The following is a 15,224-nucleotide window of genomic DNA, read 5'->3' as shown; positions in this document are numbered from 1 at the left end:
TTAATTTTTAAAGAGCATTTCTGCGAGGACCCGGAGGCTTTCTCAGCAGCGCTGCGTTTTCAGCAGCAGAGAAGCGAGATTATGAACCGTCTTTTTCAGTTCGTCAACAACTTTTTAACTGCTTCGTTGCGACGACTGGGGGTCAACTTCCTGCACCGCCGAGGCCGCTACGACCCGCCCGACAGCACCGCTTCCCTTCTTCCCCCGCGCTGCGTTTCCGTTAGCGCGAAAGAGGCGTGATTCTAAGCACCCGCCGGCAATCGCGCAAGGGGTTCGATGGATTTTTCTTTCATCCCCGCCGATTCGGCCTTCCGGCCATGCCGGAGCACGAGACCGCTTATGGCGCAAAGAACGGACTAGAATGTGAGGTTCTTCGCCTCTTTCTATACGTATTTAATATGCGCCAGCGAATCGCCAAACGCCTCCCCCCCGACGCCGACAAACTGGTCGGCCTGTCGCTTGCGCTCTTCGCCTCGGGCAGTCGCATCGAGGATCGCTTCTGGGAAGCGAAGCTCGATGCGCTGCTTGCCAAGATTGTTCGCAACGGCAACCAGACCACGCTCGACGCAGCACTCGACCATCTGCAGCAGAACCATCCCGACGCCTATGGCGCGCTCGCCGACATGGCCGAGACGCATAGCGAATCGATGGTGATCGAACACGACGGCCAGCCGTACGATGCGCTGCTGGTCGCCGTTCCCGTTCTCGCCTGGACGCGCTACATGATTCCGTCGGGCCCGCTGAAAGGCGACGTCGCCGACGCACTGCGCACGCACCTGCAGGCGCACGTGCTCGCCACCGGCACGCTCGTCGGGCTGGCCCCGTTCCTGTACAGCATCGACCAGTTGCCGCGTCACCACGTCGAGACCTATCGGCTCGCCCAGCAGCTCGCACACGCGGCGCTCGGCCAGCACGCAGCCAAGCTCAGCTTCGGCGACCTGCCCGAAACCTCACCGATCCTGGCCGACCCACGCTTCCTGCTCGCCGTCGTCGCCGCGCCGGCCGGCGCACCGCTGTTTCGCTGGCAGGAGGAAGAACACGGCAACCGGATCGAACGCGGCCAGTGTCTCGAGCAATGGACTGCCCAGGGCGGCCCGAACCTGTCGGCTGCCCTGCCCGGCTGCGAGTTCGAATGCCTGCTTCCGGACGCGTACTACTCGGCCTGCCGCGATGCGGACGAGCGCATCCGTCCGCACACGGTCCGAACGGCCATCCGTTATCTTTTCGACACACTTGGTGCGGCACCGCAAGAGCTGCGCGCGGTGGTCGCGGGCTTCGGCGAGCGCCGGATCGACGAGTATCGCGTCGGCTTCACGCGACGTGCCAGCAACGACGTGATCTATGGCGTCGTGTGGCCGCTGTACGGTCGCGAGAACGGCGACGTGTCGATCGACAGCGCGACGCTGGAAGGCGAAGCCCCGATCGAAGGGCCGCTCGAGGAGATCGTGAGTCTGTTGAAGGAATGCGGCGTAACCGACGTCCGCCGGCACGCAGGCCGCTTCGAGCCCGAGTACTGCGACGACTGCGGCGTGCCGCTCTATGCGGATCCGCTCGGCGAGATCGTCCACGCGGAAATGCCGGAAGACGCATCGCCCGCCCAGCCGCACTTTCACTGATCGTGCAAGGCAGGCCCGCTGAGCCTGCCCAACGAAGCCGCTCCCGGTTCCTGCCGGAGCGGCTTTTTTTTCGTCCGCATTTCCCTCACGCGAAATTTCAGACTTTTCCTAATCCTTTCAGCCAAGCAGACATCGTGTAAGGTTTTTGTCATTATCGGAGCCACCCCATGCCGACGGCAGCTCAATGACTCACCTTACGGAGGTTGAATATGCGGTTCCTGGTGCTTAACTCAGACGCCGAACGGCGTGACGGACTGAAAGCCCTGCTGCGGCAGATCGACCGTCACGCCCGCATCAACGATGCACCCGATGGTTTCCAGGCGCGCCGGCTGCTGCGCACCCAGCGTTTCGACCTCGTTGCCATCGACTGGCTGGACGTCGGGCGGCACAGCGAACTCCAGGCGCTCTGCAGCGCCTGCTCGCCGACGCCCGCCGCGGTGCTGATCGACGAATCCACGCCGGAGGCCATCCAGCGCTTCTACAACTACGGCGTCGCGGGCGTGATCCCGCACTCCACACGGCCGCACCTGATCGTGCGGGCGCTCGAAATGGTTCTGCTGGGCGGCCATTACATCCCGCCGATCGCGCTCAGCCTGCTGCCTTCCGCCGCCGCGGCGCGTCACGATGCCCATTTCCAGACGCTCGCCGGATCGCTGCCGCGCCGCCCGCCAAGCAGCCTCCTGTCGCCTAGACAGGCGCAGATCATGCGCTTCGTCCATATGGGCAGCACCAACAAGATGATCGCCCGCACGCTCGGCATCAGCGAAGGCACCGTGAAGATCCACCTCGCCAGCATCTTCCAGCAGCTGGGCGCGGCAAACCGCGCTGCCGCAGTCGCGATCTACAACGGCTGGCTGTCGCCCCATCTCGAGGTGCTGCTGGCGAACCGCGATCGTGCAAGCAAGCCCGTCATCGGCGAACGCGGCCCGGTCCCCCTGCGCAAGCAACGGAACGACCGTCCATACCCGCTGCCTGCCGCGGACACCAGCACTCGCGACCTGCCGCTCGCGGCCGAACCGCGGGCGCGGTTTCGGCGCGACCGCTGATCGGACAGTCTCGATATTGCGACGGTCGACATGTGCGGATTCCCACCTTTGATGCTCAACGAGTAATATGGACCCATGGGTTTTCTTTTCACACCGCTTCCGCTCTGGGTTGGCATCGGTGGCTGGATCGCCGCCGTGGCGCTGCTCGTGCTCGCGCTCTGGAATCGTCCCTTCGTCCGGCTGCAGGACGCAACGCTCCAGCACGTGTGGCTCGCGCTCGTCACTGCGATCACGGTGCTGTGGGCCTCGAATGCGTGGCTCGAAGATGGCATCGTCATGCACCTGCTCGGCGCGACGCTGCTCGTCACGCTGTTCGACTGGACGCTTGCGCTGATCGCGATGGGTGCCGTCACGGCCGTCGCCGCGATCGTCTTCGATGCGCCGTGGCAAGGCATCGGTCTCACCTATCTGATCTACGGCGCGCTACCGGTCGCCGTGTCCGCGTTGCTGCAACGCGCCGCGATCGCGTGGCTCCCGCACAACCTCGCATCGTTCATCATCGGCCAGGGGTTCCTGTCACCGGCCATCGCGATCGTCTCGGTCGCCGCGGCCGCGGCCGGTGTCCAGCTCGCGCTCGCGGACGGCGTGCCCGTCGTGATTCCCGCCGGCTATCTGCTGAACACCGCGCTGCTCGCGCTCGGCGAAGCGTGGTTCACCGGCATGGCCACCGCGCTCATCGCTGTCTATCGTCCGGCGTGGGTCACGACGTTCGACGTTCGGCGCTATCGCCTCGGCGGCCCGCGCGCCTGAACGCGCCGGCCCCGATGCGAGCGGTGCGCGCGGCGATCCGTTTGCGCAGCGCGGGAGAGTGCAACGCCTACTGCCGCACAACTTTTTTACGCTAAGATTGAACTCCTGATCTTCATCGGGCATCTATACGTGCCCGATGCCTCATTTGCTCCTCACCAATAACCAGATGGACAGCTCACCTGCCTCGCTCCGGATTTTCCGGGCGCTCGGCAAGCTGGCGGCCTGTGTCGCGGGCCTGTCGCTTGCGCTTCCGGCACCGGTATTCGCCGACCTCCTCGACCAGCGCTCCGAACTGATCAACAAATTCGTCAACGAGATGCACGCCGATCCGATCGTCGCCGATTGTGCGGCGCACGGCAGCTTCATCGCCAGCACGTCGTCGGCCTTCGATCGCGTCGACTTCGCGCCGAACGCGTTCGAAAACGGCAAGGCGACGATCACGCCGTGGAACGATTCGTTCGATCAGGGCAAGCAGCGCGTGAAGGTCGACAACATCGTTACCGTGGATGGCCTCGGCGTCCACAGCGACGGCAGCGACCCGACACCGCTGAAATTCCGCTGCGGCTACGTCGGTCAGCAAATGCTTGCGTTCAGCTGGAACGATCCCGTGCCGCCGCTGAAGCCGCGCGTCGAGCGTCCGTCGTCGTCGACGAAGAAGTTCAACGGCAAGTCACACCGCGGCAAGGTGAAGGCCAAGGCATCCGGCCGCACCGGCAAGAAAGCCGTCGCAACGAAAAAATCCAGCGGCCAGAAGAATGTCGTGAAGAAGAAAACCGCGAAGAAGTCCTGATACGGCGGAGCGGCAACGACAGAAGCCAAAAAGCCGGCACATCATGCGATGCGCCGGCTTTTTCATATCGACGACGATGCGCTTACGCGAACGTCTCGACGTGCACCAGGATTGCCGCCAGCATTGCAGCGCCAAGCGCCGCGCTCCGTTCGCCATTCCAGCCGACCCGCTCGTCGGGCAAGTTCGCGTTGTCCTTGAACGGCATCTCGAGCGTCAGCGACAGGCAGCCGAACTGATGGCCGATGTACTTCGACGCGAGCTTGAGCGCGTCTTCCTTGTACTTGCTCGCCGCATAGCCGTGCTCGGTCTGGAAATCCGGGCTTGCGACCTTGAACGCTTCGATGAACGCGGTCTGCTCCCTGCCCTGCTGCTCGGTAAAGCTCGGCAGCATCTCCGAACCCGCAACGAACACGTACGGCAGATCTTCGTCGCCGTGAATGTCGAAGAACATGTCGCAGCCGATCGCATGGATCGCATCGCGCACGGCCAGCACTTCGGGGCTGCGCTCGGCATCGGGCTCCATCCACTCGCGATTCAGGTTCGCACCCGCCGCGTTGGTGCGCAAGTTGCCGTGCACGCTGCCGTCCGGATTCATGTTCGGGACGATGTAGAACGTCGCGCGGTCGTACAGCTTGCGCGCCACCGGATCGCCCGCCCAGTCGCCCCATCCGGCCAGCCGCTTGACGAGCCCTTCGACGAACCACTCGGCCATCGTCTCGCCCGGGTGCTGGCGCGCGATGATCCATACCTTCTTCTTCGGTGCCCCGTCGACTTCCGGCGTACCGAGCGTCAGCAGCGACATCGGACGGCCTTCGACCGTGCGGCCGAGTTCGACGACGCTCGCCTGCGGCAATTGCTGAACCGCGCCGAGGAACGCCGCATGGCGCTCTTCCGAGTACGGCTCGAAATACGCGTAGTAGATGCTGTCGAACTCGGGCGCATGGTCGATGGTCATCGTCTTGCCGTCGAATGTCGTCGGCACGCGGAACCAGTCGACCCGGTCGTAGCTCGCGACTGCACTGTAGTTGCGCCATCCCGACGGATACGCGCATTCGGCTGCATTCTCGAACGACATCACGCACCGCTCGCCGCGCGCGCCCGTCAGGCGAAAGTAGAACCATTGCGCGAATTCCGAGCGGTTGTCGCCACGTATGCGCAGCCGGATCGCGTCCGGGCTATCGCACGACACGACGTCGACGGCGCCTGCGTCGAAATTGCTGGTGATCGAAAGGGTCATCTGTCTCTCCAATTGCGACCGGAGCGGGCGGTCTGCCACGTGTCCGGCCTCATGCATGCACCGGCCGTCTCGTGAACGGCCGGCTCGGTCACTCGCCGATTCGCCGGCGATATACGTAAGTCGAATCGTTCGACGCAGCGGCATCGAACGCGTAGTCTTCCACCGCGAAATCCTTCAGCGCGGCCGGCTCGGAGATGCGGTTCTCGACGATATAGCGCGCCATCAGGCCACGGGCGCGTTTCGCATGGAAGCTGATGATCTTGTAGCGGCCGCCCTTCCAGTCCTCGAACACCGGCGTGACGATCGGCGCGGCCAGCAGTTTCGGCTTGACCGACTTGAAGTACTCGGTCGACGCGCAGTTGACCAGCACACGTGCCGCGCCGCTGCGCGTCTCGAGCTGCTCGTTCAGTGCCCGCGTGATGCGGTCGCCCCAGAACGCATACAGATCCTTGCCGCGCGCGTTCGCGAAACGCGTGCCCATCTCGAGCCGGTACGGCTGCAGCAGGTCGAGCGGGCGCAGCAGCCCGTACAGGCCCGACAGCACGCGCACATGCTGCTGCGCATAGTCGAGATCGGCGGCCGACAGCGATTTGGCATCGAACCCTTCGTACACGTCGCCGTTGAACGCGAGCACCGCCTGCTTCGCATTGGCCGTCGTGAAGGTCGGCGACCAGTCCGCGTAGCGCTGGAAGTTCAGCCGCGCGAGCGGATCGGAGATGTCCATCAGCGTCGAGATATCCTGCGGCGACAGCTTGCGCAGGCCGTCGATCAGTTCCGACGCATCGTCGACGAATGCAGGCTTCGTGTAAGACGGGACGTGGGCGGGCGTATCGTAGTCGAGGGATTTGGCTGGGGAGAGAACGATTATCATAGAGGCTCGCTGGCACGCCGTGCCTTGCGGTCAGACGAAAACCACCGATTGTAACGAATGACCCGCTCCCTCGCCCCGCATGCCGCACATCGCGTCGTGCTCGACTCGAACGTCTGGATCGACATACTCGTATTCGACGACCCGGCCACCCGCCCGATCCGGGCTGCGCTCGAACGCGGCACGCTGGCCGCCGTGATCGACGGCCGCTGCCTGAACGAACTCGAGCTCGTGCTCGACTATCCGCAGTTCCAGGCGCGCGCGATCGACAAGGCCGAAGCGCTCGCGACCGTCGCCCGCCTGACGCGCCTCGTCGAGCCGCCGCCCGTCGACGCCGACGCGCCGCCGCTGCCGAAGTGCAAGGACCGCGACGATCAGAAGTTTCTCGAGCTCGCGCGCGCCGCGCAGGCCGACTGGCTCGTGTCGAAGGACCGTGCGCTGCTCAAGCTCGCGAAGCGCACCGCACGCGACTTCGGCTTCCGGATCGCGCAGCCCGCGCCATTTACCGAAGCCTGCGCGCTCGATGCCGCGTCGGCCCCCACCACCACGCCGGCCTGACGAGCCCGGCGCCACCCGCTTGCGACCGTATCGATGAACGCTCCTACCGACATGCCTACGACTCCCGTTTTCCCCTCGCGCCTGCCGAACGTCGGCACGACGATCTTCACGGTGATGAGCGCGCTCGCCGCCGAGAAAGGCGCCGTGAACCTCGGCCAGGGCTTCCCGGATTTCGACTGCGACCCGCGCATCGTCGACGCGGTCGCGGCCGCGATGCGCAACGGTCACAACCAGTATCCGCCGATGGCCGGCGTCGCGCCGTTGCGCGATGCGATCGCCGACAAGATCGCGCAGGTCTACGGCCGCCGCTACGATCCGGCCACCGAGATCACGGTCACGGCCGGCGCGACGCAGGCCCTGCTGACGGCGATCCTGTGCGCGGTGCATCCCGGCGACGAAGTGATCGTCGTCGAACCGACCTACGACAGCTATCTGCCTTCGATCGAACTGGCCGGCGGCAAACCCGTGTTCGTCACGCTGGAAGCGCCCGACTATGCGATCCCGTTCGATCGCCTGGCCGCCGCGATCACGCCGAAGACGCGGATGATCATGATCAACACGCCGCACAACCCGACCGGCACCGTGTGGCGCGAGGCCGACATGCGCAGGCTCGAGGAGATCGTGCGCGGCACCAACGTGCTGATCCTGTCGGACGAAGTGTACGAACACATGGTCTACGACGGCGCGCGGCACGAGAGCGTCGCGCGCTACCCGGACCTGGCCGCGCGCAGCTTCATCGTGTCGAGCTTCGGGAAGACCTACCACGTGACGGGCTGGAAGGTCGGCTACGTCGCGGCGCCTGCCGCGCTGACCGCGGAGTTCCGCAAGGTCCATCAGTTCAACGTGTTCACGGTGAACACGCCGATGCAGATCGGGCTCGCCGACTACCTGCGCGATCCGGCACCGTACCTGACGCTGGCCGGCTTCTACCAGAAGAAGCGCGACTTCTTCCGCGCCGGCCTCGAGCGCACGCGCTTCAAGCTGCTGCCGTGCACCGGCACGTACTTCCAGTGCGTCGACTATTCGGCGATCAGCGATCTGCCCGAAGCGGAATTCTCGAAGTGGCTCACATCGGAAATCGGCGTGGCGGCGATTCCGGTGTCGGCGTTCTACCACGAGCCGCACGAGTCGGGCGTCGTGCGCTTCTGCTTTGCAAAGCAGGAAGGCACGCTCGCATCCGCACTCGAACGGCTCGCGCGCCTGTAAGGCTTGCCTCGGCAGCCGGGCGCGGCACGACATCGCGCCCGCACCGCGCTTACGAACGCGCGGCGCTCGCCGCCTCGACGTAGGCCTTGCGATCGGCCGCCACGCGCTGCGCGGCCGGCCGCTCGCCGACCAGCTTAGCGTGCGCCTTCCAGTCGATGCCGGCGTCGAGCAGGAAATCGCGGCCGAAGACGGCCTTCGTCGCCATCCCGATCACCGGCAGGTGGATCGCTGCGGCAATGTCCGCAAGACTGAACGTGTCACCGAGCACGTACGGCGAGAACTGCGTCATCCGCTTGAACGCATCGATCGCGCGCGGCAGGCGCTTCTCGACGTGCGCCTTCATCCCGTCGCTGACCTTGCCGCCGAAAAACGCTTCCGTATAGACCTCGCGCGCGGTCCATTCGAGATACAGCTCGAGCGTCTCGACGAGTTCGCGCACCTTCGCGGCCGCGAACGGCCCGGCCGGGAAAATGGCCTTGTCGGGAAAACGCGCGGCCAGATACTCGATGATCACCTGCGACTCGAACAGCGCGCCCTCTTCCGTCTTCAGGAACGGAATCTTGCCGAGCGGCGAATCGGCAAGCAGTGCCGGATCGTTGATCGGCAGACCGCATGCCGATTCCTCGAACGGGATGCCATGCTCGAGCAGGACGAACTTCACCTTGTTGTAATAGTTGGACAACGGAATACCGCACAGCTGTAGCATCGGAGTCTCCTTCGTTGCTGAGGCGCGGCCGCAGTGATGCCGGCCGCATCGGGATGCGTCGCGCTGAAAAGCACGTTCGTGCTAGTCTAAAGCAGTTTCGCGTCCGTCAAGACAACGATACATCCGCTGCGGCATCACCCTCACGGGTAGGCGCGCAAGCCCGCGCAACATGCGGCGCCGCAACCCCGCCATTCGATGGAGACACACTCGCATGAGTGCTGAACTGCTGGCCTCGCGTCCGCCCGAAAGCGAATCGACGCTCGTCCTCACGCTGTCCAATCCCGGCGCGCGCAACGCGCTGCATCCCGACATGTATGCGGCCGGCGTCGAAGCGCTCGCCACCGCCGAGCGCGATCCCGCGATTCGCGCGGTCGTGCTCACGGGGGCCGATCGCTTCTTTTGCGCGGGTGGCAACCTGAACCGGCTGCTCGACAACCGCTCGAAGGATCCGTCCTACCAGGCCGACAGCATCGATCAGCTCGGCGCGTGGATCACGGCGCTGCGCGCAACGACGAAGCCCGTGATCGCGGCCGTCGAAGGCGCCGCGGCCGGCGCGGGCTTCTCGCTCGCGCTCGCGTGCGACCTGATCGTTGCCGCGCACGATGCGAAGTTCGTGATGTCGTACGCACGCGTCGGCCTCACGCCCGACGGCGGCGGCTCGTGGTTCCTCGCACGTGCGCTGCCGCGTGCGCTCGCCGCCGAAATCCTGTTCGAGGGCAAGCCTGTCGCGGCCGAACGCCTGCATGCGCTCGGCGTCGTCAACCGGCTCGCCGCGCCCGGTGCCGCGCTGTCCGACGCGCTCGCGTGGGCCGACTCGCTTGCCGGCATCTCGCCGAACGCGCTGACACGCATCAAGTCATTGCTCGACGATGCGACCGCGCAGCCGCTCGATGCGCACCTCGGCACCGAGCGCGATCACTTCGTCGCGTCACTGCATCACGCGGACGCGTTCGAAGGCATTACCGCATTTCTCGAGAAACGCCAGCCGCGCTACAAGCGCTGATCCGGCGCGCGGCCACCGCTCGAACGCCGGTTCCGCCGCCTCGGCGACACGCGCGCGCAGGCGCGTGGCCGCACGTTGCCGTCGCCTGCAGCCCGCATCGATCCATGCTCTAATGACCGCCTGTCGCGGCGCCCTGTCGGCGCCGTTTTCGCGCATGCAATAAAGGAGTTGACGATGATCGACGTCTACAGCTGGGCGACCCCGAACGGCCACAAGGTACACATCATGCTCGAGGAAACAGGCCTCGCGTATCGTGCGCATCCGGTCGATATCGGTGCGGGCGACCAGTTCGAGCCCGAATTCCTGAAGATCAGCCCGAACAACAAGATCCCCGCGATCGTCGACGCGGACGGCCCCGGCGGCAAGCCGATCTCGCTGTTCGAATCCGGCGCGATCCTCATTTACCTGGCGGAAAAGACCGGCAAGTTCCTGCCGACCGAGCCAGCCGCACGCTACGCGACGCTCGAATGGCTGATGTTCCAGATGGGCGGCGTCGGCCCGATGCTCGGCCAGGCGCATCACTTCCGGCTGTATGCGCCGGAGAAGATCGCGTACGCGGTCAATCGCTACACGAACGAAGCGAAGCGCCTGTACAACGTGATGGAAAAGCGCCTCGGCGAATCCGCCTATCTCGCGGGCGACACGTACACGATCGCGGACATTGCGACGTTCCCGTGGACGCGTTCGTGGCAAAACCAGGGCATCGTGCTCGACGAACTGCCGAACGTGAAGCGCTGGCATGAAGCCATTGCCGCGCGTGCCGCCGTGCAGCGCGGCGTCGAAGTACTCGCGTCGCTGCGCAAGCCGCTGCAGGACGACAAGGCACGCGAGATGCTGTTCGGCGCGACGCAATACGCGAAGCACTGAAGCACCGCGCGCCCTGCGACGCAGCGGCATCCGTCGCTGCCGCCGCGCGCATCAGAAGTAGTGCAGCGTAATGAATTCCGCCGAACAAACGAGCAACGGCGCATCCGGACGCTCGACCTGCATCGACACCGACCACGTCACCTGCACGCCGCCCCGCGCGGCCTGCGCGGCCTCCTTCACCGCGAACAGCGCGCGCACGCGCGCGCCGACCGGCACCGGCTTCAGGAACCGCACGCGGTTCAGTCCGTAGTTCACGCCCATCTTCTGCTCGAAGCGCATCGCATCGGTCATCAGCGCGGGAATCAGCGACAGCGTCAGGAAGCCGTGCGCGATCGGGCCGCCGAACGGCGACTCGCGCCGCGCACGCTCGGGATCGACGTGAATCCACTGGTGATCGCCGGTCGCGTCGGCGAACCCGTCGACCCGGCGCTGGTCGATCTCGACCCAGCCGCTCGCGAGCGGTTCCGCGCCGACCCGCTCGAGCAGCGCTTGCGTCGACGCGATCAGCGGCAATGTCACGTCCGTCATGCACCCGCTCCTTGCGGATGGCGCAGCCCGAAGATCACCTTGGTATGCACGGTGATCACCGTGTCGCCGGCACCGTTGAGGCCGATCCACTCCGTCGACACGATGCCGCGATCGGGCTTGCTCGCCGACACGCGCTTGTCGTGGACCTTCTGGTACATCGTGATCGTGTCGCCGGCACGCACGGGCTTGAGCCAGCGGATCGAATCGATGCCGGGCGAGCCCATGCTGGTCGAATCCGGCCCGAGCTTCTTGATGAGCAGGCTCATGAACACCGAACACGTATGCCAGCCGCTCGCGACCAGTCCACCGAACGGCGAGGCCTTGCCGGCTTCCTCGTCGAGGTGGAACGGCTGCGGATCGTAGCGTTGCGCGAACGCCTTGATGTCGTCCGGTTCGAACGTATAGCGGCCGATTTCGGTCGTACTGCCGACTTCCAGATCTTCGTAACTGATACCCACTGTCTATCTCCTGTAGCGCGCTCGCGCGTCGCCGTCATGCCGCGTCGGTCTGCGCGAAATCCGGCAGGGCCGCGATGCGCGCAAGGTGATGATCGGTGTCGCCGAGGGTCGTCTCGATGATCGACAGCCGCTTGAACAGGTGTGCGGCGGCGACCTCGTTGGTCACGCCCATGCCGCCGTGCAGTTGCACGGCCTGCTGGCCGACGAAGCGCGCGGCCGCGCCGACCCGCGCCTTCGCGGCCGACACCGCCTTGCGCCGCGCGTCGGCGTCGCCGCCCGCGTAACGCACGGCGGCCAGGTAGGTCAGCGAACGCGCCTGCTCGGCGTGAATCAGCATGTCGACCATCCGGTGCTGCAGCGCCTGGAAGCGCGCGATCGGCACGCCGAACTGTTCGCGCGTCTTCGTGTATTCGACCGTCGCGCGGTTCAGTTCGTCGAGTGCGCCGACCGCTTCCGCGCAGAGCAGGAAGGTCGCGTAATCGGCAATCTGCTCGAGTGCGGCCGCATCGCGTGCGCCGCCCGTCAACTGCCGTGCGGGCGTTTCCTTGAACTCGATCGTCGCGGCGCGCTGGCCGTCGATCGTCCGGTAGTCGACGAGCTGCACGCCCGCGGCATCGCGATCGACGACGAACAGGCCGATTCCGCCGCCGTCGACGCGCGCGGGCACGATCCACACATGGGCCTGTGCGCCGTGCTGAACGATCGACTTGATGCCGGTCAGCCGGGACGTGCCGCCATGCTCGCGCGCATGCGTTTCGAGTTCGTACAGGTCGTAGCGCGCCCGCGGTTCGTGGAATGCAACGGCAACGCGCTTCTGCCCTTGTGCGACCGCTTCCAGCAGCGCGGCATCGTCGCCCGTGCCGGACCCGGCGATGCGCAGCGCCTCGATACCGACCGCGGTCGCCCAGTACGGCTCGACCACGAGTGCTCGGCCGAGCTCCTGCATCGCGACCAGCATGTCGACCGGGCCGCCGCCGAATCCGCCATGTGCGTCGGGCACGGGCAGCGCGGTCAGGCCCAGCTCCGCGAATGCGCTCCATTGTGCATCCGACACGCCCGCCTCGCTGCGCACGATGGCCTGGCGCGCGTCGAAACCGTATTGCTCGCCGAGATAACGGCGCAGCGCGTCGGCGAACTGTTGCTGCTCGTCGGTAAAGCTGAAATCCATGGTTGTCTCCGTTCCCTGATCACAGCCCCAGGATCATCTGCGCGATGATGTTCTTCTGAATCTCGTTCGAACCACCGTAGATCGAAGTCTTCCGGTAATTGAAGTAGTACGCGGCGAGCGGCGCCGCATCGTCGTCGCCCGCGCTGCTGTGTTCGCGCTCGCCCTCGAGGAACGGGACATCGAATGGCGCGGCGAGCGGCCCGATCGCCTCGAACATCAGCTCGGTGAGCGCCTGCTGCACCTCGGTGCCCTTGATCTTCAGCATCGATGCCTCGGGGCCCGGCCCCTTGCCGCTCGTCTCGCGGCTCACGACGCGCAGCACCGTCACCTCGAGCGCCATCAGCTCGACCTCGAGCGCCGCGATCTTCGCGGCAAACACGGGATCGGCGAGCAACGGCTTGCCGTTCTTGCGCTGGTTCGACGCCACGCGCTTCAGGAATGCGAGCTCGCGCTTCGACGCGCCGACGCGTGCAATGCCGGTGCGCTCGTGGCCCAACAGGTATTTCGCGTAGGTCCAGCCGCGGTTTTCATCGCCGACGAGATTCTCGACGGGCACCTTCACGTCCTCGAAGAACACCTCGTTGACTTCGTGATCCTCGTCGAGCGTGATGATCGGACGCACGGTGATGCCGGGTGTCTTCATGTCGATCAGCAGGAACGAGATGCCCTCCTGCTTCTTCGCCGCCGGATCGGTGCGCACGAGACAGAACATCATGTCCGCGTACTGGCCGAGTGTCGTCCAGGTCTTCTGGCCGTTGACGACGTAGTGATCGCCGTGGCGTTCGGCGCGCGTGCGCAGCGATGCGAGATCCGATCCGGAGCCCGGCTCCGAGTAGCCCTGGCACCACCAGTCGGTGCCGTCGAGAATGCGCGGCAGATAATGGCGCTTCTGCGCTTCGCTGCCGTATTTCATCAGCACCGGCGCGACCATCGACACGCCGAACGGCAGTACGGTCGGCGCGCCGATGCGTGCGCACTCCTCATCCCAGATGTGCCGCTGCGTCGCGTTCCAGTCCGGGCCGCCGTATTCGGCCGGCCATGCGGGCGCGGACCAGCCGCGCTGGCCGAGAATCCGGTGCCAGCTCGCGAAATCCTCGCGGTCGAGTCGTTTGTGATCGAGTACCTTGGCGCGCAGTGCGTGAGGCAGATTGGCCTCGAGCCAGGCGCGGACGTCCACGCGGAACGCGTCGTCGGCGGGGGAATAATCCAGATCCATGCGCAGTGTCTCCTGGCCGCGGCCGTCCGGGCCGCCAAGGACACACTGCATACGTCATTGCAGCGGTTCTTTCAGCGCGGCAGGAATCGGCAGCGGCATCACGTCGATGCCTTCTTCGGCCAAGGATTGCGCATCCTCCGGCGTCGTGACGCCACGAATGCTGCGTGCCGGCGCCTCGTTGTAATGGATGCGCCGCGCTTCCTCGGCGAAGCGCTCGCCCACGTTCTCGGTCTTCTCCAGCACCTCGCGCAGCGCGCGCATCACCTGCGCCTGCAGCGCACGCGGATCGGCCGGCTGTGCCTGCGTCGCGCCCGACAGGTTCAGGCGAGGCGCCGACGGCATCCGGTTGATCTCGGTCGTCCCGCATACCGGACATTCGACCAGCTTGCGGGACAACTGCGCTTCGAACTCATCGGCGGAAGCGAACCAGCCTTCGAACCGATGGCCGTGCGGGCACTGTAAATCGAGGACCTTCATGCTGAATCAGGGCGTGTGACGAGTGTAGCGCAAAACGCGCTTTTGTGAACGATCGTGCTAAACCAGGATCGCGCGGCCGGCCAGCAACCGCGTCACCCAATTGTAACGCGGCGCCCCACCCGCCGCTGACGCGTCGTCAGGGCTGCTCGACCGGACCCAGCGGCCAGGCGCCGGACAGCACCTTGTCGAGCCACATCGTGCCGATGATCGTCTTCACGTCGGTGATCTGGCCCGTGCGCACCCACTCCTGCAGGTCGGGCAGCGTCGCCGTGAAGGTTTCGAGGAATTCGCCTTCGTCGAGCTTGCGCTCGCCGGCAGTCAGGCCGCGCGCGAGATACAGGTCGATGAATTCGGTCGAATAGGAAATGATCGGGTGAATACGGGCCAGGAACACGTATTCGCGTGCCGTGTAGCCGGTTTCCTCGCGCAGTTCGCGCACCGCGCAGGCGAGCGCGCCTTCGTTCGGATCCAGCTTGCCGGCCGGGAATTCGGCCATGACCTTGCCGATCGGATAGCGGTACTGGCTTTCCATCAGCACGCGGCCGTCGTCGAACAGCGGGATCACCATCACCGCGCCCGGGTGCTGGACGTATTCGCGCGTGGCCTGCTTGCCGTCCGGCAGACGGACGGTATCGCGCTTCAGCTTGAGGAACGAGCCTTCGAAAATCGCCTCGCTCTCGAGGCAGGTTTCGGTCAGCGCGGCGTCGTGATTGGGTAGTTCGGCCATCGG

General features: G+C 65.6%; 18 protein-coding genes. 9 read left to right on the top strand and 9 right to left on the bottom strand.

Annotated features, from left to right (window positions below):
• From DIE04_RS29890 to DIE04_RS24970, 5 genes are all read left to right on the top strand, one after another.
• Positions 1–240, top strand: a 240-nt coding sequence (locus tag DIE04_RS29890; protein WP_185500422.1) for a hypothetical protein, incomplete at its 5' end; no start/stop codon positions are given.
• A gap of 158 nt (positions 241–398) precedes the next feature.
• Positions 399–1,616 (top strand): DUF2863 family protein, encoded by a 1,218-nt coding sequence (locus tag DIE04_RS24985; RefSeq protein WP_044844642.1) that lies wholly within the window; start codon positions 399–401, stop codon positions 1,614–1,616.
• Between the two features lie 209 nt (positions 1,617–1,825).
• A complete protein-coding gene (locus tag DIE04_RS24980; RefSeq protein ID WP_044844643.1) occupies positions 1,826–2,662 on the top strand; it encodes a response regulator transcription factor in 837 nt (278 codons plus the stop codon).
• A 75-nt stretch (positions 2,663–2,737) separates the two neighbouring features.
• Entirely contained in the window at positions 2,738–3,412 is a 675-nt protein-coding gene (locus DIE04_RS24975; RefSeq protein ID WP_044844644.1) for an energy-coupling factor ABC transporter permease, read from the top strand.
• 136 nt (positions 3,413–3,548) lie between these two features.
• Positions 3,549–4,202, top strand: coding sequence for a BspC domain-containing protein (locus DIE04_RS24970; RefSeq protein ID WP_124522502.1), 654 nt, complete (start codon positions 3,549–3,551; stop codon positions 4,200–4,202).
• Between the two features lie 82 nt (positions 4,203–4,284).
• Here DIE04_RS24970 and DIE04_RS24965 read toward each other — a convergent pair whose 3' ends face one another.
• A complete protein-coding gene (locus DIE04_RS24965; protein WP_124487242.1) occupies positions 4,285–5,439 on the bottom strand; it encodes a M14-type cytosolic carboxypeptidase in 1,155 nt (384 codons plus the stop codon).
• A gap of 88 nt (positions 5,440–5,527) precedes the next feature.
• On the bottom strand, positions 5,528–6,310 hold the full coding sequence (gene yaaA / locus DIE04_RS24960; protein WP_059703381.1) for a peroxide stress protein YaaA: 783 nt from the start codon (positions 6,308–6,310) through the stop codon (positions 5,528–5,530).
• Positions 6,311–6,367: 57 nt separating this feature from the next.
• Between yaaA and DIE04_RS24955 the strand changes: the two genes are divergently transcribed.
• A complete protein-coding gene (locus tag DIE04_RS24955) occupies positions 6,368–6,865 on the top strand; it encodes a putative toxin-antitoxin system toxin component, PIN family (protein ID WP_124487240.1) in 498 nt (165 codons plus the stop codon).
• 33 nt (positions 6,866–6,898) lie between these two features.
• Positions 6,899–8,071: a pyridoxal phosphate-dependent aminotransferase gene (locus DIE04_RS24950; RefSeq protein WP_124487239.1), complete on the top strand. Its 1,173-nt coding sequence runs from the start codon at positions 6,899–6,901 to the stop codon at positions 8,069–8,071.
• A 49-nt stretch (positions 8,072–8,120) separates the two neighbouring features.
• Here the strand turns inward: DIE04_RS24950 and DIE04_RS24945 are convergent, their stop codons facing one another.
• Positions 8,121–8,777, bottom strand: a complete 657-nt coding sequence (locus tag DIE04_RS24945; RefSeq protein ID WP_124487238.1) for a glutathione S-transferase — start codon at positions 8,775–8,777, stop codon at positions 8,121–8,123.
• A 211-nt stretch (positions 8,778–8,988) separates the two neighbouring features.
• On the opposite strand from DIE04_RS24945, the gene DIE04_RS24940 reads away from it, so the two are divergent.
• Entirely contained in the window at positions 8,989–9,780 is a 792-nt protein-coding gene (locus tag DIE04_RS24940; RefSeq protein ID WP_124522500.1) for an oxepin-CoA hydrolase, alternative type, read from the top strand.
• A 174-nt stretch (positions 9,781–9,954) separates the two neighbouring features.
• Positions 9,955–10,647, top strand: a complete 693-nt coding sequence (locus tag DIE04_RS24935; RefSeq protein ID WP_124522498.1) for a glutathione binding-like protein — start codon at positions 9,955–9,957, stop codon at positions 10,645–10,647.
• Positions 10,648–10,698: 51 nt separating this feature from the next.
• Here the strand turns inward: DIE04_RS24935 and DIE04_RS24930 are convergent, their stop codons facing one another.
• The 6 genes from DIE04_RS24930 to DIE04_RS24905 form a co-directional block, all read right to left on the bottom strand.
• Complete coding sequence (locus tag DIE04_RS24930; RefSeq protein WP_124487235.1) at positions 10,699–11,175, bottom strand: MaoC family dehydratase; 477 nt, start codon at positions 11,173–11,175, stop codon at positions 10,699–10,701.
• Complete coding sequence (locus DIE04_RS24925; protein WP_044844653.1) at positions 11,172–11,633, bottom strand: MaoC family dehydratase; 462 nt, start codon at positions 11,631–11,633, stop codon at positions 11,172–11,174. Before DIE04_RS24925 ends, DIE04_RS24930 begins: the two co-directional genes overlap by 4 nt.
• A gap of 34 nt (positions 11,634–11,667) precedes the next feature.
• Positions 11,668–12,801 (bottom strand): acyl-CoA dehydrogenase family protein, encoded by a 1,134-nt coding sequence (locus DIE04_RS24920; RefSeq protein ID WP_124522496.1) that lies wholly within the window; start codon positions 12,799–12,801, stop codon positions 11,668–11,670.
• Between the two features lie 19 nt (positions 12,802–12,820).
• Positions 12,821–14,017 (bottom strand): acyl-CoA dehydrogenase family protein, encoded by a 1,197-nt coding sequence (locus DIE04_RS24915; protein WP_124522494.1) that lies wholly within the window; start codon positions 14,015–14,017, stop codon positions 12,821–12,823.
• Between the two features lie 54 nt (positions 14,018–14,071).
• Entirely contained in the window at positions 14,072–14,494 is a 423-nt protein-coding gene (locus DIE04_RS24910) for a DUF1178 family protein (protein ID WP_006756910.1), read from the bottom strand.
• 136 nt (positions 14,495–14,630) lie between these two features.
• Positions 14,631–15,221, bottom strand: coding sequence for an NUDIX domain-containing protein (locus DIE04_RS24905; RefSeq protein ID WP_044844655.1), 591 nt, complete (start codon positions 15,219–15,221; stop codon positions 14,631–14,633).
• Positions 15,222–15,224: the final 3 nt, after the last annotated feature.

Source organism: Burkholderia sp. Bp8994, from assembly GCF_003853805.1.
Taxonomy (GTDB): Bacteria; Pseudomonadota; Gammaproteobacteria; order Burkholderiales; family Burkholderiaceae; genus Burkholderia.
This window is presented reverse-complemented; position numbering and strand designations above follow the sequence as displayed.